At 66.3% G+C, this 13,854-nt stretch carries 24 protein-coding genes; all 24 read right to left on the reverse strand.

All coding sequences use genetic code 11. From position 1 onward, the window contains the following. Positions 1–195 precede the first annotated feature (195 nt). A complete protein-coding gene (locus AB0M28_RS16350) occupies positions 196–846 on the reverse strand; it encodes an adenylate kinase (RefSeq protein ID WP_365404268.1) in 651 nt (216 codons plus the stop codon). Continuing rightward, positions 846–2,159 carry a preprotein translocase subunit SecY gene (gene secY / locus AB0M28_RS16355; protein WP_365404271.1) on the reverse strand — a complete coding sequence of 438 codons (1,314 nt, stop codon included), beginning with the start codon at positions 2,157–2,159 and terminating at the stop codon, positions 846–848. Before secY ends, AB0M28_RS16350 begins: the two co-directional genes overlap by 1 nt. A gap of 197 nt (positions 2,160–2,356) precedes the next feature. Continuing rightward, positions 2,357–2,812, reverse strand: coding sequence for a 50S ribosomal protein L15 (rplO, locus tag AB0M28_RS16360; RefSeq protein WP_365404274.1), 456 nt, complete (start codon positions 2,810–2,812; stop codon positions 2,357–2,359). 1 nt (position 2,813) lies between these two features. Continuing rightward, positions 2,814–2,996 carry a 50S ribosomal protein L30 gene (rpmD, locus tag AB0M28_RS16365; protein WP_153452951.1) on the reverse strand — a complete coding sequence of 61 codons (183 nt, stop codon included), beginning with the start codon at positions 2,994–2,996 and terminating at the stop codon, positions 2,814–2,816. Next, positions 2,996–3,598 carry a 30S ribosomal protein S5 gene (rpsE, locus tag AB0M28_RS16370; protein ID WP_153452953.1) on the reverse strand — a complete coding sequence of 201 codons (603 nt, stop codon included), beginning with the start codon at positions 3,596–3,598 and terminating at the stop codon, positions 2,996–2,998. Before rpsE ends, rpmD begins: the two co-directional genes overlap by 1 nt. 14 nt (positions 3,599–3,612) lie before the next feature. After that, complete coding sequence (gene rplR, locus AB0M28_RS16375) at positions 3,613–3,996, reverse strand: 50S ribosomal protein L18 (RefSeq protein WP_365404279.1); 384 nt, start codon at positions 3,994–3,996, stop codon at positions 3,613–3,615. Positions 3,997–3,999: 3 nt separating this feature from the next. After that, on the reverse strand, positions 4,000–4,539 hold the full coding sequence (gene rplF, locus AB0M28_RS16380) for a 50S ribosomal protein L6 (protein WP_365404282.1): 540 nt from the start codon (positions 4,537–4,539) through the stop codon (positions 4,000–4,002). A 23-nt stretch (positions 4,540–4,562) separates the two neighbouring features. Next, a complete protein-coding gene (rpsH, locus tag AB0M28_RS16385) occupies positions 4,563–4,961 on the reverse strand; it encodes a 30S ribosomal protein S8 (protein ID WP_365404285.1) in 399 nt (132 codons plus the stop codon). Positions 4,962–5,093: 132 nt separating this feature from the next. Beyond that, positions 5,094–5,279: a type Z 30S ribosomal protein S14 gene (locus tag AB0M28_RS16390; protein WP_059127180.1), complete on the reverse strand. Its 186-nt coding sequence runs from the start codon at positions 5,277–5,279 to the stop codon at positions 5,094–5,096. 3 nt (positions 5,280–5,282) lie between these two features. Beyond that, on the reverse strand, positions 5,283–5,843 hold the full coding sequence (rplE, locus tag AB0M28_RS16395; RefSeq protein WP_365404288.1) for a 50S ribosomal protein L5: 561 nt from the start codon (positions 5,841–5,843) through the stop codon (positions 5,283–5,285). Next, a complete protein-coding gene (gene rplX / locus AB0M28_RS16400) occupies positions 5,843–6,166 on the reverse strand; it encodes a 50S ribosomal protein L24 (RefSeq protein WP_365404291.1) in 324 nt (107 codons plus the stop codon). The genes rplE and rplX overlap by 1 nt, the downstream gene beginning before the upstream one ends. A gap of 2 nt (positions 6,167–6,168) precedes the next feature. Further along, positions 6,169–6,537 carry a 50S ribosomal protein L14 gene (gene rplN, locus AB0M28_RS16405; protein ID WP_365404294.1) on the reverse strand — a complete coding sequence of 123 codons (369 nt, stop codon included), beginning with the start codon at positions 6,535–6,537 and terminating at the stop codon, positions 6,169–6,171. A 104-nt stretch (positions 6,538–6,641) separates the two neighbouring features. Further along, entirely contained in the window at positions 6,642–6,920 is a 279-nt protein-coding gene (rpsQ, locus tag AB0M28_RS16410) for a 30S ribosomal protein S17 (protein ID WP_365404297.1), read from the reverse strand. Continuing rightward, on the reverse strand, positions 6,920–7,144 hold the full coding sequence (rpmC, locus tag AB0M28_RS16415) for a 50S ribosomal protein L29 (protein WP_365404300.1): 225 nt from the start codon (positions 7,142–7,144) through the stop codon (positions 6,920–6,922). Before rpmC ends, rpsQ begins: the two co-directional genes overlap by 1 nt. Further along, positions 7,144–7,563, reverse strand: a complete 420-nt coding sequence (gene rplP, locus AB0M28_RS16420; RefSeq protein ID WP_153452969.1) for a 50S ribosomal protein L16 — start codon at positions 7,561–7,563, stop codon at positions 7,144–7,146. The genes rpmC and rplP overlap by 1 nt, the downstream gene beginning before the upstream one ends. 5 nt (positions 7,564–7,568) lie before the next feature. Next, a complete protein-coding gene (rpsC, locus tag AB0M28_RS16425; RefSeq protein ID WP_365404305.1) occupies positions 7,569–8,405 on the reverse strand; it encodes a 30S ribosomal protein S3 in 837 nt (278 codons plus the stop codon). Beyond that, positions 8,405–8,752, reverse strand: coding sequence for a 50S ribosomal protein L22 (gene rplV, locus AB0M28_RS16430; RefSeq protein WP_365404308.1), 348 nt, complete (start codon positions 8,750–8,752; stop codon positions 8,405–8,407). Before rplV ends, rpsC begins: the two co-directional genes overlap by 1 nt. A gap of 43 nt (positions 8,753–8,795) precedes the next feature. Further along, the gene (rpsS, locus tag AB0M28_RS16435; RefSeq protein ID WP_365404311.1) at positions 8,796–9,077 is read right to left on the reverse strand and encodes a 30S ribosomal protein S19; all 282 of its coding nucleotides are present in this window, start codon (positions 9,075–9,077) and stop codon (positions 8,796–8,798) included. A gap of 12 nt (positions 9,078–9,089) precedes the next feature. Beyond that, on the reverse strand, positions 9,090–9,926 hold the full coding sequence (gene rplB / locus AB0M28_RS16440; protein ID WP_365404314.1) for a 50S ribosomal protein L2: 837 nt from the start codon (positions 9,924–9,926) through the stop codon (positions 9,090–9,092). Positions 9,927–9,964: 38 nt separating this feature from the next. Beyond that, complete coding sequence (rplW, locus tag AB0M28_RS16445; RefSeq protein ID WP_365404317.1) at positions 9,965–10,297, reverse strand: 50S ribosomal protein L23; 333 nt, start codon at positions 10,295–10,297, stop codon at positions 9,965–9,967. After that, positions 10,297–10,971 carry a 50S ribosomal protein L4 gene (gene rplD / locus AB0M28_RS16450; protein ID WP_365404320.1) on the reverse strand — a complete coding sequence of 225 codons (675 nt, stop codon included), beginning with the start codon at positions 10,969–10,971 and terminating at the stop codon, positions 10,297–10,299. Before rplD ends, rplW begins: the two co-directional genes overlap by 1 nt. 8 nt (positions 10,972–10,979) lie before the next feature. Beyond that, positions 10,980–11,624: a 50S ribosomal protein L3 gene (rplC, locus tag AB0M28_RS16455; protein ID WP_365404323.1), complete on the reverse strand. Its 645-nt coding sequence runs from the start codon at positions 11,622–11,624 to the stop codon at positions 10,980–10,982. 17 nt (positions 11,625–11,641) lie between these two features. After that, positions 11,642–11,950: a 30S ribosomal protein S10 gene (gene rpsJ / locus AB0M28_RS16460; protein WP_003948644.1), complete on the reverse strand. Its 309-nt coding sequence runs from the start codon at positions 11,948–11,950 to the stop codon at positions 11,642–11,644. A 636-nt stretch (positions 11,951–12,586) separates the two neighbouring features. Beyond that, a complete protein-coding gene (gene tuf, locus AB0M28_RS16465; protein ID WP_365404326.1) occupies positions 12,587–13,780 on the reverse strand; it encodes an elongation factor Tu in 1,194 nt (397 codons plus the stop codon). Positions 13,781–13,854 lie beyond the last annotated feature (74 nt).

Consider the following 13,854-nt stretch of genomic DNA (forward strand, 5'->3'; position numbering starts at 1 on the left):
ACGGGTGGGCGCAGCGGCACCGCACCCGACCACCAGACGCAACCACAGCCACGCCCCGCCGCAGGCGCAACACCGAGCCCAGCCCGCCGCAGGCGAAACGGCAGAACCCGGCAAGCCCGCCGCAGGCGCAGCGCAGTGCAAAAGGGACCGGCCCCCGCCAACCGCGGAGACCGGCCCCAGAAAAACCCAACCGCCCTACGACCGCTTGAGCGCGTCCATCGCCCGCTGCGTGACCTCCGACACCTTCCCCATCGCGGAGAGCGTCGTCACCAGACCCTGGGCCTTGTAGTAGTCGATGATCGGCTCCGTCTGCGTGTGGTAGACCTCGAGCCGCCGCCGCACCGTGTCCTCACGGTCGTCGTCGCGCTGGTAGAGCTCCCCACCGCACGTGTCACACACCCCGTCCACCTTCGGCGGGTTGTACGTGACATGGAAAACGTGCGCGGAGTCCCGCCGGCAGATCCGCCGGCCGGCGATCCGCTTCACGACCTCGTCCTCGGGGACCTCGAGATCGAGCACCGCGTCGATCTTCATGTCCGCCCCGCGCAGCATCTCGTCGAGCGCCTCCGCCTGCGCGACGTTGCGCGGGAAGCCGTCGAGGAGGAAGCCGCCGGCCGCATCGGTCTGAGCCATGCGGTCGCGGGCCATGCCGATCGTGACCTCGTCGGGCACCAGCTGTCCCGCGTCCATGTAGGACTTCGCGCGCAGCCCGAGCTCCGTGCCCTGGCTGATGTTCGCGCGGAACAGGTCGCCCGTGGAGATGTGCGGGATCGACAGGTTCTTGGCGAGGTACGCGGCCTGCGTACCCTTGCCCGCACCCGGCGGTCCGACGAGGACGATTCGCATCAGCGGAGGAACCCTTCGTAATTGCGCTGCTGAAGCTGACTCTCGATCTGCTTCACAGTCTCAAGGCCGACGCCCACGATGATCAGGATGCTCGTGCCGCCGAACGGGAAGTTCGTGTCCGCGTTGAACAGCACCAGCGCGATCGTCGGTACGAGGGCGATGAGGCCCAGGTACATGGCACCCGGCCAGGTGATCCGGTTGAGCACGTAGCTCAGGTACTCCGCCGTGGGTCGGCCCGCCCGGATACCCGGGATAAAGCCACCATACTTCTTCATGTTGTCGGCGACTTCCTCGGGGTTGAACGTGATCGCCACATAGAAGAAGGCGAAGAACACGATCATGAGGAAGTACAGCGTCACGTACCAGGCGGAGCCCGTGTTCACCAGGTTGGACTGGACCCACTGGGCCCATCCCGCCTGCGAGTTGGTGAACTGGACGATCAGCGCCGGGATGTAGAGGAGCGACGAGGCGAAGATGACGGGGATCACACCCGCCTGGTTGACCTTCAGCGGGATGTAGGTCGAGGTACCGCCGTACGAACGGCGGCCGATCATGCGCTTCGCGTACTGCACGGGGATACGGCGCTGCGCCTGCTCGACGAAGACCACGAGGCCGACCATCGCCAGGCCCAGCGCGATCACGACGATGAACTCGCCCCAGCCGCCGGCGATCTTGCCGGACTGCTTGATGGCCCACAGCGAACCGGGGAAACCGGCCGCGATGGAGACGAACATCAGCATCGACATACCGTTGCCGATACCCCGGTCGGTGATGAGCTCGCCGAGCCACATGATGACGGCCGTGCCGGCGGTCATGGTGATGACCATGGTCGCGACGCGGAAGATCGAGTCGTCCGGGATGATCTGGCTGTTGACCGAGCAGGTCGGGAACAGCGAGCCGGAGCGGGCGGTGGCCACGAGGCCGGTGCCCTGCAGGATCGCCAGCGCCACCGTCAGATAACGGGTGTACTGGGTGATCTTCGCGGTACCGGCCTGGCCCTCCTTCTTCAGAGCCTCGAGGCGCGGGATGACCACGGTCAGCAGCTGCAGGATGATGCTCGCCGTGATGTACGGCATGATCCCGAGCGCGAAGATGGTCAGCTGCAGCAGCGCACCGCCGGAGAACATGTTGACAAGACCGAAGAGTCCGGAACCGGTCTCGATCTCGTCCATGCACGTGTTGACGGCTTCGTAACTGACACCCGGCAGAGGAATGTGCGCACCAAGCCGGAAGAGCAAGATGATGCCGAGCACGAACAGCAGCTTCTTGCGCAGGTCGGGAGTCTGGAACGCCCGGGCGAACGCGGTGAGCACGGTGCCTCCTGCGGTCCCCATGCCACTGCACGAGGACTGACGGTCAATGAGATCAACGGATTAATTCAGTCAAATGCCGCAAGGCGCAAGGGCCGAACGACACACGACAGTGCACGCCACCTTACCGGCGACTATGCCCGGGGCGGAACGACCAACCGGGGTTGCCCTTGGCGGACAACCCCGGTTGTTCGTCACACTCAGACGAGCTCGGTGACCGAGCCGCCCGCCGCGGTGATCTTCTCCTTGGCGGAGCCCGAGACCTTGTCGACGGTCACGGTCAGCGCCACGGAGATCTCGCCCTGGCCAAGGACCTTGACGAGGCTGTTCTTACGCACGGCACCCTTGGCGACCAGGTCGGCCACGGTGACCTCGCCACCCTCCGGGTAGAGGGTCGCGAGCTTGTCCAGGTTCACGACCTGGAACTCGGTGCGGAACGGGTTCTTGAAGCCCTTGAGCTTCGGCAGGCGCATGTGGAGGGGCATCTGCCCACCCTCGAAGCGCTCCGGAACCTGGTAACGGGCCTTGGTGCCCTTGGTACCACGACCGGCCGTCTTACCCTTCGACGCCTCACCACGACCCACACGGGTCTTGGCGGTCTTGGCGCCGGGAGCCGGACGGAGGTTGTGGACCTTCAGCGGCTTGTTCTCCGCCATGTCAGTCGACCTCCTCGACCGTCACGAGGTGGCGGACGGTGTGCACCATGCCGCGGATCTCGGGACGGTCCTCCTTGACGACGCTGTCGTGCAGGCGCTTGAGGCCCAGCGAACGAAGCGTGTCGCGGTGGTTCTGCTTGCTGCCGATGTAGGACTTGGTCTGGGTGATCTTGAGCTGCGCCATCACGCACTCACCCCGGCCCGCGCCCGCAGCAGTGCGGCGGGAGCAACGTCCTCGAGCGGCAGGCCACGACGGGCGGCGATCTCCTCGGGGCGCTGCAGGCCCTTCAGAGCGGCCACCGTGGCGTGCACGATGTTGATCGGGTTCGAGGAACCGAGCGACTTGCTCAGCACGTCGTGGATGCCGGCGCACTCGAGCACGGCGCGCACGGGACCACCGGCGATGACACCGGTACCCGGCGAAGCCGGCTTGAGCAGGACGACGCCCGCGGCCTCTTCACCCTGGATCGGGTGCGGAATGGTGCCCTGGATCCGCGGGACCTTGAAGAAGTTCTTCTTGGCCTCCTCGACACCCTTGGCGATGGCGGCCGGAACTTCCTTGGCCTTGCCATAACCGACACCAACCGTGCCGTCGCCATCGCCCACCACGACCAGCGCGGTGAAGCTGAAACGACGACCACCCTTCACAACCTTGGCAACGCGGTTGATCGCGACAACGCGCTCAACGTAAGCGGTCTTCTCGGCGGCAGCGCCACCGTCACGGCCCTTCCGGTCCCGCCGCTCGCCGCCACCTGCGCCGCCACCGCGGCGCTGGGGTCCAGCCATTGGTCTACCCTCTCTCAGAACTTGAGCCCGGCCTCGCGGGCGGCGTCGGCCAGAGCGGCGATGCGCCCGGCGTACCTGTTGCCACCGCGGTCGAAGACCACGGCCTCGACACCCGCAGCCTTGGCGCGCTCAGCGACCAGGGCACCCACCTTCTGGGCCACAGCGGACTTGTCACCCTCGTTACCGCGGATGGACGCGTCCATCGACGAGGCGGAGGCCAGCGTGTGGCCCGCCAGGTCGTCGATGACCTGCGCCACCATGTGGCGGTTCGAGCGCGTCACGACCAGACGGGGACGCTCCGGCGTACCGGAGACCGCCTTGCGGACGCGGATGTGACGGCGCTTGCGCGCGACGCGCTTGTAGGCGTCACCCTTGGCGATCTTCACACCGTATGCCATGGCTTACTTACCAGCCTTTCCGACCTTGCGGCGGATGACTTCGCCTTCGTACTTGACGCCCTTGGCCTTGTACGGGTCGGGCTTGCGGAGCTTGCGGATGTTCGCCGCGACCTCGCCGACCTTCTGCTTGTCGATGCCCTCGACGCTGAAGCGCGTCGGGTTCTCGACCTTGAAGGAGATGCCCTCGGGGGCCTCGACGACGATCGGGTGGCTGTAGCCGAGCGCGAACTCGAGGTTCGAGCCCTTCGCGACTACGCGGTAGCCGACACCGCTGATCTCGAGCTTCTTGACGTAGCCCTGGGTCACGCCGGTGATCATGTTGGCCACCAGCGTGCGGGACAGGCCGTGCAGGGCCTTGTTCTTGCGCTCGTCGTTCGGACGCGAGACGACGATGGTGCCGTCCTCGCCCTTCGCGACCTCGATGGGCGCCGCGACGGTGTGCGAGAGGGAACCCTTGGGGCCCTTCACCGCGACCGTACGGCCATCGATGGTGACGTCCACACCGGCGGGAACCTGAACGGGCAGCTTGCCAATACGCGACATGTTGCTATTCCTCCGTTCCCGGATTACCAGACGTAGGCGAGGACTTCCCCACCCACGCCCTTCTTGTTCGCCTGCTTGTCGGTCAGGAGACCGTGGGACGTGGAGATGATCGCCACGCCCAGGCCGCCGAGGACCCGAGGCAGGTTGGTGGACTTGGCGTAGACCCGCAGGCCCGGCTTCGAGATCCGCTTGATGCCGGCGATCGAACGCTCGCGGTTCGGGCCGAACTTCAGCTCCAGGACGAGGTTCTTGCCGACCTCGGCGTCCTCGACCTTCCAGCCGGTGATGTAGCCCTCCTGCTGGAGGATCTCCGCGATGTGCGACTTGATCTTGCTGTGCGGCATCGACACGGAGTCGTGGTACGCCGAGTTCGCGTTACGCAGACGCGTCAGCATGTCTGCGATGGGGTCAGTCATGGTCATGTGATGGCCTTCGGCCTCTCTCGCCGCGGTTTCCTGTCTGCTCCGTCCCTCTCCCCCGCGCGCCAGGCGCGGGGGCGGGTGTGGAGCGGGGACCTACGGCGTAGTAGATGGTTTTGCCGAGAACTGCTGGGGTTACCAGGAGCTCTTGGTCACGCCCGGCAGCTCGCCGCGGTGCGCCATCTCACGGAGGCACACACGGCACAGGCCGAACTTGCGGTACACGGAGTGGGGCCGGCCACAGCGCTGGCAGCGCGTGTAGGAACGCACGCCGAACTTGGGCTTACGGGCGGCCTTGGCAATGAGAGCCTTCTTCGCCACGGCTCACGCCTCCTTGAACGGGAAGCCGAGGTGACGGAGAAGGGCGCGGCCCTCGTCGTCGTTGGTCGCCGTGGTCACCACGGTGATGTCCATACCCCGGGTACGGTCGATCTTGTCCTGGTCGATCTCGTGGAACATGACCTGCTCCGTGAGACCGAAGGTGTAGTTGCCCCGGCCGTCGAACTGCTTCGGCGACAGACCACGGAAGTCGCGGATACGCGGCAGCGCGAGCGACACCAGGCGGTCCAGGAACTCCCACATGCGGTCACCGCGGAGGGTGACGTGGGCGCCGATCGGCTGACCCTCACGCAGCTTGAACTGCGCGATGGACTTGCGGGCCTTCGTCACGGACGGCTTCTGACCGGTGATCGTGGTGAGGTCGCGGATGGCGCCCTCGATCAGCTTGGAGTCGCGGGCGGCGTCGCCCACACCCATGTTGACCACGACCTTGACCAGGCCGGGGATCTGCATGACGTTCTCGTAGGAGAACTCGTCCTGCAGCTTCCCGACGATGTCGTCCCGGTAGCGCTGCTTCAGGCGGGGCGTAGTGGTGGTGGCGCTCATCAGATGTCCTCACCCGTCCGCTTGGCAACGCGGATCTTGTTGCCGTTGTCGTCGAAGCGGTAGCCGACGCGGGTCACGACCTTGTTGCCGTCCTTCTCCACGACCAGCTGGACGTTGGAGATGTGGACCGGCGCCTCGGTGGTGATGATGCCGCCGGTCTTGGAACCGCGGCTGCTCTGGCCGACCTTGGTGTGCTTCTTGACCCGGTTGACACCCTCGACGAGAACCCGGTCCTCAGCGGGGAAGGCCTGGATGACCTTGCCCTGCTTGCCCTTGTCCTTACCGGTGATGACCTGAACCAGGTCGCCCTTCTTGATCTTCATGCTTACAGCACCTCCGGCGCGAGCGAGACGATCTTCATGAACTTCTTCTCGCGCAGCTCACGGCCCACGGGGCCGAAGATGCGGGTGCCGCGGGGATCGCCGTCGTTCTTGAGGATGACGGCGGCGTTCTCGTCGAAGCGGATGTACGAGCCGTCCGGACGACGGCGCTCCTTGGTGGTGCGAACGACGACGGCCTTGACGACGTCGCCCTTCTTCACGTTGCCACCGGGGATCGCGTCCTTGACGGTGGCGACGATGACGTCACCGATGCCCGCGTAGCGGCGACCGGAACCACCGAGAACACGGATGCAAAGGATCTCCTTCGCACCGGTGTTGTCGGCGATCTTGAGTCGCGACTCCTGCTGGATCACGTCTATCTCCTGATCGTCTGCCGGTTCCCGCCGGGGCTTTCCTTGCGGTCAGCCCCGGCGAGCCTGGCGGAACAAAGTTCTGAGGGCTTGTCGCCTCAGAACGCTTACTTGGCCTTCTCGAGGATCTCGACGACGCGCCAGCGCTTGGTCGCCGACAGCGGCCGGGTCTCCATCAGGAGGACGCGGTCGCCGACGCCGGCGGCGTTCTGCTCGTCGTGCGCCTTGAGCTTGTTCGTACGGCGGATGACCTTGCCGTACAGCGCGTGCTTGACACGGTCCTCGACAGCGACGACGACGGTCTTGTCCATCTTGTCGCTGACGACCAGACCCTCACGGGTCTTCCGGTCGCTGCGGGCGTTCTCGGTCACATTCTTCTCGCTCATCAGGCGCTCTCCACCGTCTCGATGCCCAGCTCGCGCTCGCGCATGAGGGTGTAGATCCGGGCGATGTCCTTGCGGACGGCGTTCAGCCGGCCGTGGTTCTCGAGCTGTCCGGTCGCCGCCTGGAAGCGGAGGTTGAACAGCTCCTCCTTGGCCTCACGCAGCTTGGCAACGAGATCCTCGTTGTTCAGCTGGCGCAGCTCAGTCGCCTTGGTACCGGCCGACATCACGCGTCACCTGCCTCGCGCCGCACGATCCGGCACTTCATCGGAAGCTTGTGGGCGGCTCGGGTGAGCGCCTCACGAGCAATCTTCTCGTTGGGGTAGGACAGCTCGAACATCACCCGGCCCGGGTGAACGTTCGCGATCCACCACTCCGGAGAACCCTTACCGGAACCCATGCGGGTCTCGGCGGGCTTCTTCGTCAGCGGACGGTCCGGGTAGATGTTGATCCAGACCTTGCCGCCACGCTTGATGTGACGGGTCATGGCGATACGAGCTGCCTCGATCTGCCGGTTCGTCACGTAGGCGGGGGTGACGGCCTGGATGCCGTACTCACCGAAAGCCAGCTCCGTGCCGCCCTTCGCCATACCGCGGCGCTTGGGGTGGTGCTGCTTGCGGTGCTTGACCCGACGGGGGATCAGCATGGGGGTCAGGCCTCCGTTCCGGTGCTCTCAGCCGCCGGAGCTGCGGCCTCGGCCTTGGGGGCCTCGGCAGCCGGAGCCGACTGCTGCTGCGGACGACGACCACCGCGGCCACCACGCTCGCCACCGCGGCCACCACGGCCGGCGGGACGGTCGGCGCCACCGCGGGCCGGGCGGTTACCCGCACGGGCGGCAGCGTTCTCAGCGCGGACCTCGGCGATGTTCTTGACGTCGCCCTTGTAGATCCAGACCTTCACGCCGATGCGGCCGAAGGTCGTACGGGCCTCGAAGAAGCCGTAGTCGACGTTCGCGCGGAGCGTGTGCAGGGGCACACGGCCCTCGCGGTAGAACTCCGAGCGCGACATCTCGGCACCGCCGAGACGACCGCCACACTGGATCTTGATGCCCTTGGCGCCGGCCTTCATCGTGCCCTGCATGCTCTTGCGCATGGCGCGACGGAAGGAGACGCGGGAGGAGAGCTGCTCGGCGACGGCCTGCGCGACGAGCTGAGCATCGAGCTCGGGGTTCTTCACCTCGAGGATGTTCAGCTGCACCTGCTTGCCGGTGAGCTTCTCCAGGTCGCCGCGGATACGGTCGGCCTCCGCGCCGCGACGGCCGATGACGATGCCCGGCCGGGCGGTGTGGATGTCGACGCGGACACGGTCACGCGTGCGCTCGATCTCCACCTTGGAGATACCGGCACGCTCCATGCCCTGCGTCATCATCTTGCGGATGGCGACGTCTTCCTTGACGTAGTCCTTGTACAGCTTGTCGGCGTACCAGCGCGACTTGAAGTCGGTGGTGATGCCGAGCCGGAACCCGTGCGGGTTTACCTTCTGGCCCATTACCGGGTTCCTTCCTTGCTGCTGACGACCACGGTGATGTGGCTGGTCCGCTTGCGGATCCGGTAGGCACGGCCCTGAGCACGCGGACGGAACCGCTTCAGGGTCGGGCCCTCGTCGACGAACGCCTCGGAGATGAAGAGGGTGTCGGCGTCGGTGTGGTCGTAGTTGTGCGCGGCGTTGGCGATGGCGCTGTCCAGCACCTTGCCGACCGGCACGCTCGCGGCCTGCGGGGCGAAGCGCAGGACCGCCTGGGCCTCCGTGGCATCCATGCCACGGATAAGGTCCACCACCCGGCGGGCCTTCATGGGCGTGACGCGAACGAATCGCGCCCGGGCCATGGCGTCCATGGTTGTCCCTTCGGAAATTGTCATAGTCGTTGCACCCAGCTCGTCAGCGACGCTTCGACTTGCGGTCGTCCTTGACGTGGCCGCGGAAGGTGCGGGTCGGCGCGAACTCGCCGAGCTTGTGGCCGACCATCGACTCAGTGACAAACACCGGGACGTGCTTACGGCCGTCGTGCACCGCGATCGTGTGCCCGAGCATGTCGGGAACGATCATGGAGCGGCGGGACCAGGTCTTGATGACGTTCTTGGTCTGGGCCTCGTTCTGGGCGTCCACCTTCTTGATCAGGTGGTCGTCGACGAAGGGCCCCTTCTTGAGACTGCGCGGCATCTAAACCCGCTCCTAGCGCTTCTTGTTCGTCTTGCGGCGGCGGACGATGTACTTGTTCGACGCCTTCTTGGGCGAACGAGTACGACCCTCCTTCTGACCCCACGGCGAGACCGGGTGGCGACCACCGGAGGTCTTGCCCTCACCACCACCGTGCGGGTGGTCGACGGGGTTCATCACGACACCACGCACGGTCGGGCGGACGCCCTTCCAGCGCATACGGCCGGCCTTGCCCCAGTTGATGTTCGACTGCTCGGCGTTGCCGACCTCGCCGACGGTGGCGCGGCAGCGCACGTCGACCAGGCGGATCTCGCCGGACGGCATCCGGAGGTGCGCCATCGCGCCCTCCTTCGCCAGCAGCTGCACCGACGAACCGGCGGAGCGGGCGATCTTCGCACCGCCACCGGGACGCATCTCGATGGCGTGGATGGTCGTACCCACCGGGATGTTGCGCAGCGGCATCGCGTTGCCGGGCTTGATGTCGGCACCCGGGCCGTTCTCGATCCGCTGGCCCTGGGTCAGGCCCGCCGGAGCGAGGATGTAGCGCTTCTCGCCGTCCGCGTAGTGCAGGAGCGCGATGCGCGCGGTGCGGTTCGGGTCGTACTCGATGTGCGCGACCTTGGCCGGCACGCCGTCCTTGTCGTGACGACGGAAGTCGATCACTCGGTAGGCGCGCTTGTGGCCACCGCCCTGGTGGCGAACGGTCACACGACCGGCGTTGTTACGGCCGCCCTTGCTGTGCAGCGGGCGAACCAGCGACTTCTCCGGCGTGGACCGCGTGATCTCGACGAAGTCGGCGACGCTGGCACCACGACGGCCAGGAGTCGTCGGCTTGTACTTGCGGATTCCCATTTTCAGTCCTCGTCCGATATCGGACGATCCTGTCTCCGTTAGGAGACCGGACCGCCGAAGATGTCGATACGGTCGTCCTCAGCCAGGGTCACGATGGCGCGCTTGGTGTTCGCACGCTTGCCGAAACCGGTGCGGGTGCGCTTGCGCTTGCCCTGGCGGTTGATCGTGTTCACGCTGACGACGGTGACCTGGAAGACCGCCTCGACGGCCTGCCGGATCTGGGTCTTGTTCGCGCGGGGGTCGACGAAGAACGTGTACTTGTTCTCGTCGAGCAGCGCGTAGCTCTTCTCGGAGACGACCGGCTTCAGCAGGATGTCACGGTGGTCCGTGAAGGTCTTGCTGGTGACGGTCGCCGCGGTGTTCTCGGACATCAGGCGTCGCTCCCCTCGAGCTCAAGCTCGGAGGCGACAGCCTTCGCGGCGGCGGCGGGGCCGGCCACGAAGCGCTCGAAAGCAGCCTGCGTGAAGACCACGTCGTCGGAGATGAGCACGTCGTAGGTGTTCAGCTGACCGGCGTCCAGGATGTGGACGTCGGGCAGGTTGCGGGCAGAGAGCCACGCGGCCTCGTCGCCGTGCTCGATGACCAGCAGGACGTTCTTACGGTCGCTGATCTTGCCGAACAGGGTCTTGGCGGCCTTGGTGGACACCTCGCCCTCCACGACGCCGGTGACGACGTGGATGCGGTTGTGGCGGGCCCGGTCGGTGAGGGCACCGCGCAGGGCGGCGGCCTTCATCTTCTTCGGGGTCCGCTGCGAGTAGTCACGCGGCTGCGGGCCGTGGACGACGCCACCGCCGGCGAACTGCGGCGCACGCGTCGAACCCTGACGGGCGCGACCGGTGCCCTTCTGGCGGTACGGCTTGCGGCCACCACCGCGGACCTCGGCCCGGGTCTTGGTCTTGTGCGTGCCCTGACGGGCCGCGGCCAGCTGCGCGACGACGACCTGGTGGATCAGCGGAACGCTGACCTTGGCGTCGAAGATCTCCGCGGGGAGCTCGACGCTACCGGCCTTGTCGCCAGCGGGCGAAAGGATGTCAATGGTGCTCATCGGTTACCTCAGGCCCCCTTGGCCGCGGTACGGACCAGGACGAGGCCGCCGTTCGGACCAGGAACCGCGCCCTTGATCAGGAGCAGGCCCTTCTCCGCGTCAACGGCGTGGACGGTCAGGTTCTGGGTGGTCACGCGCTCGTTGCCCATGCGGCCGGCCATCTTCATGCCCTTGAACACGCGACCCGGGGTGGCGCAGCCACCGATCGAGCCGGGCTTGCGGTGCACGCGGTGGGCACCGTGGGAGGCCTTGCCACCGGCGAAGCCGTGACGCTTCATGACACCGGCGAAGCCCTTGCCCTTGCTCTTGCCGGTCACGTCGACCTTGACGCCGGACTCGAAGACCTCGGCGGTGACTTCCTGACCGAGCGTGTACTCGGCGGCGTCGGCCGTGCGGACCTCGACGAGGTGGCGGCGGGGGGTGACGTCGGCCTTCGCGAAGTGGCCCTTGAGGGGCTTGTTCACCTTGCGGGGGTCGATCTCGCCGAACGCGATCTGGACGGAGTCGTAGCCGTCCTTGTCAGCGGTGTGCACCTGGGTCACGACACAGGGGCCGGCCTTGACGACGGTCACCGGGACGATGCGGTTGTTCTCGTCCCAGACCTGCGTCATGCCGAGCTTCTCGCCCAGGATGCCCTTGATCTGCTTAGCCATTCTCAGATCACCGATCCTCAGAGCTTGATCTCGATGTCGACACCGGCCGGGAGGTCGAGTCGCATCAGAGAGTCAACGGTCTTGGGGGTCGGGTCGAGGATGTCGATCAGACGCTTGTGGGTGCGCATCTCGAAGTGCTCGCGCGAGTCCTTGTACTTGTGCGGCGACTTGATGACGCAGTACACGTTCTTCTCGGTGGGGAGCGGCACCGGGCCCGCGACCGACGCACCAGTCCGGGTCACCGTCTCGACGATCTTCTTCGCCGAGGAGTCGATGACCTCGTGGTCGTAGGCCTTGAGCCGGATGCGGATCTTCTGTCCCGCCATGGCTTCTCAGCAGTCCTGTTCTTCAGTCTCGCTCTGGTTCCGGAGGGCCCGAATCGGACGCTTCTTCCGACCCACGCGGTCGGGCGTGTCGCGTTCCTTCCCGTACTCCGCCCCAGGGAAGTTTCCCGAGGGAGGGTGTGGGGGAAGGAATCCCACCGGAGCCTGGTCGGTACCCCGCGTGCACTTCCCGGAAGATTCCCGTACTTCCGCCCCTGAGCAGAGGCGACGAATACCTGGGACTCGCTTCCAGTCCTCCCGGCGGGAGGCGTGCAGCATCGGCACTCAACCGAGCAACCTGGTTAGTGTGCCATACGGGGCCCTGCGAGCGCCAATCGGCGCATATACCACGCACCCCCCACGGGAGCGTAGGCACCTGCGGGTTACGGGTGTTGGGGCGGGTCGTGAACCACGCCACAGGGGGCGCACGGCGCCCCGGACCGTACCACCGGCCGCCGGTCCCCCACGCGGACGTGGCGAGCCCCACTCGCCGGCCCCCTGGGCGGATGGGGCAGACCCCACCCAACGGCCCGACAGACCCCACCCACCGGCCCCCCACGCACGCACGAGGGGCCCCGCCCACCGGCCGGAGCCGATGGGGCGGAGCCCCTCGCAAAAGCCGCGCTCAAGCGCGCCGGGTCACTTGGTGATCTTGGTGACCTGGCCGGCGCCCACGGTCCGGCCACCCTCACGGATGGCGAACTTCAGGCCCTCCTCCATGGCGATCGGCTGGATCAGCTCGACCTTCATGTCGGTGTTGTCGCCCGGCATGACCATCTCGGTGCCCTCGGGGAGGGTCACGACGCCGGTCACGTCGGTCGTCCGGAAGTAGAACTGCGGACGGTAGTTGTTGAAGAACGGCGTGTGACGGCCACCCTCGTCCTTGGACAGGATGTACGCGGTCGCCTCGAAGTCGGTGTGCGGCGTGACCGAACCCGGCTTGATGATGACCTGGCCGCGCTCGACGTCCTCGCGCTTGATGCCACGGAGGAGCAGACCGACGTTCTCACCGGCCTGGCCCTCGTCGAGCAGCTTGCGGAACATCTCGATACCGGTGACCGTGGTGGTGGTCTTCTCGGTCTTGATGCCGATGATGTCGACGGTCTCGTTGACCTTGAGGACACCACGCTCGATACGACCGGTGACGACGGTGCCACGACCGGTGATCGTGAAGACGTCCTCGATCGGCATCAGGAACGGCTTGTCGACGTCACGCTCGGGCTGCGGGATGGACTCGTCCACGGCCGCCATGAGGTCCAGAACCGTCTGGCCCCACTCCTTGTCGCCCTCGAGCGCCTTCAGAGCGGAGACCTTGACGACCGGAACGTCGTCGCCCGGGAACTCGTACTCGGAGAGGAGCTCACGGACCTCGAGCTCGACGAGCTCCAGGATCTCCTCGTCGTCCACCATGTCGGCCTTGTTCAGGGCGACAACGATGTACGGAACGCCGACCTGACGGGCCAGGAGCACGTGCTCCTTGGTCTGCGGCATCGGGCCGTCGGTGGCGGCGACCACCAGGATGGCGCCGTCCATCTGCGCCGCACCGGTGATCATGTTCTTGATGTAGTCCGCGTGACCGGGGCAGTCGACGTGGGCGTAGTGACGCGTCTCGGTCTGGTACTCGACGTGCGCGATGGAGATGGTGATACCGCGCTGGCGCTCCTCAGGAGCCTTGTCGATCTGGTCAAAGGCCGAAGCCTCGTTCAGGTCCGGGTACGCGTCGTGCAGCACCTTGGTAATGGCGGCCGTGAGGGTCGTCTTACCGTGGTCAATGTGACCGATGGTGCCGATGTTGACGTGCGGCTTAGTCCGCTCGAACTTCGCCTTCGCCACGGGATCCTCCTGTGGAGTGGTTCTGTACGCCTTTACTCATCGGCGCCAGGTGAACTTTTTGCTGGGGGCCGGCT

It is taken from the genome of Streptomyces sp. NPDC051940 (genome assembly GCF_040680895.1).
In the GTDB taxonomy this organism is placed as follows: Bacteria; Actinomycetota; Actinomycetes; order Streptomycetales; family Streptomycetaceae; genus Streptomyces.

What these genes read in the sequence shown, in the direction of transcription:
- rpsJ (WP_003948644.1), bottom strand. Translation starts at nt 11,950, where the DNA reads ATGGCGGGACAGAAGATCCGCATCCGGCTCAAGGCCTACGACCACGAG.
- AB0M28_RS16350 (WP_365404268.1), bottom strand. Translation starts at nt 846, where the DNA reads ATGCGAATCGTCCTCGTCGGACCGCCGGGTGCGGGCAAGGGTACGCAG.
- rplE (WP_365404288.1), bottom strand. Translation starts at nt 5,843, where the DNA reads ATGAGCGCCACCACCACTACGCCCCGCCTGAAGCAGCGCTACCGGGAC.
- rpsE (WP_153452953.1), bottom strand. Translation starts at nt 3,598, where the DNA reads ATGGCTGGACCCCAGCGCCGCGGTGGCGGCGCAGGTGGCGGCGAGCGG.
- rplP (WP_153452969.1), bottom strand. Translation starts at nt 7,563, where the DNA reads ATGCTGATCCCCCGTCGGGTCAAGCACCGCAAGCAGCACCACCCCAAG.
- rplR (WP_365404279.1), bottom strand. Translation starts at nt 3,996, where the DNA reads ATGGCATACGGTGTGAAGATCGCCAAGGGTGACGCCTACAAGCGCGTC.
- rplV (WP_365404308.1), bottom strand. Translation starts at nt 8,752, where the DNA reads ATGGACGCCATGGCCCGGGCGCGATTCGTTCGCGTCACGCCCATGAAG.
- rpsS (WP_365404311.1), bottom strand. Translation starts at nt 9,077, where the DNA reads ATGCCGCGCAGTCTCAAGAAGGGGCCCTTCGTCGACGACCACCTGATC.
- rpsC (WP_365404305.1), bottom strand. Translation starts at nt 8,405, where the DNA reads ATGGGCCAGAAGGTAAACCCGCACGGGTTCCGGCTCGGCATCACCACC.
- rpmD (WP_153452951.1), bottom strand. Translation starts at nt 2,996, where the DNA reads ATGGCGCAGCTCAAGATCACCCAGACCAAGTCCTACATCGGCAGCAAG.
- rplD (WP_365404320.1), bottom strand. Translation starts at nt 10,971, where the DNA reads ATGAGCACCATTGACATCCTTTCGCCCGCTGGCGACAAGGCCGGTAGC.
- rplX (WP_365404291.1), bottom strand. Translation starts at nt 6,166, where the DNA reads ATGAAGATCAAGAAGGGCGACCTGGTTCAGGTCATCACCGGTAAGGAC.
- rpsQ (WP_365404297.1), bottom strand. Translation starts at nt 6,920, where the DNA reads ATGAGCGAGAAGAATGTGACCGAGAACGCCCGCAGCGACCGGAAGACC.
- rplC (WP_365404323.1), bottom strand. Translation starts at nt 11,624, where the DNA reads ATGGCTAAGCAGATCAAGGGCATCCTGGGCGAGAAGCTCGGCATGACG.
- rpsH (WP_365404285.1), bottom strand. Translation starts at nt 4,961, where the DNA reads ATGACCATGACTGACCCCATCGCAGACATGCTGACGCGTCTGCGTAAC.
- rplB (WP_365404314.1), bottom strand. Translation starts at nt 9,926, where the DNA reads ATGGGAATCCGCAAGTACAAGCCGACGACTCCTGGCCGTCGTGGTGCC.
- rpmC (WP_365404300.1), bottom strand. Translation starts at nt 7,144, where the DNA reads ATGTCGGCCGGTACCAAGGCGACTGAGCTGCGCCAGCTGAACAACGAG.
- rplW (WP_365404317.1), bottom strand. Translation starts at nt 10,297, where the DNA reads ATGTCCGAGAACACCGCGGCGACCGTCACCAGCAAGACCTTCACGGAC.
- rplO (WP_365404274.1), bottom strand. Translation starts at nt 2,812, where the DNA reads ATGGCGGAGAACAAGCCGCTGAAGGTCCACAACCTCCGTCCGGCTCCC.
- rplF (WP_365404282.1), bottom strand. Translation starts at nt 4,539, where the DNA reads ATGTCGCGTATTGGCAAGCTGCCCGTTCAGGTTCCCGCCGGTGTGGAC.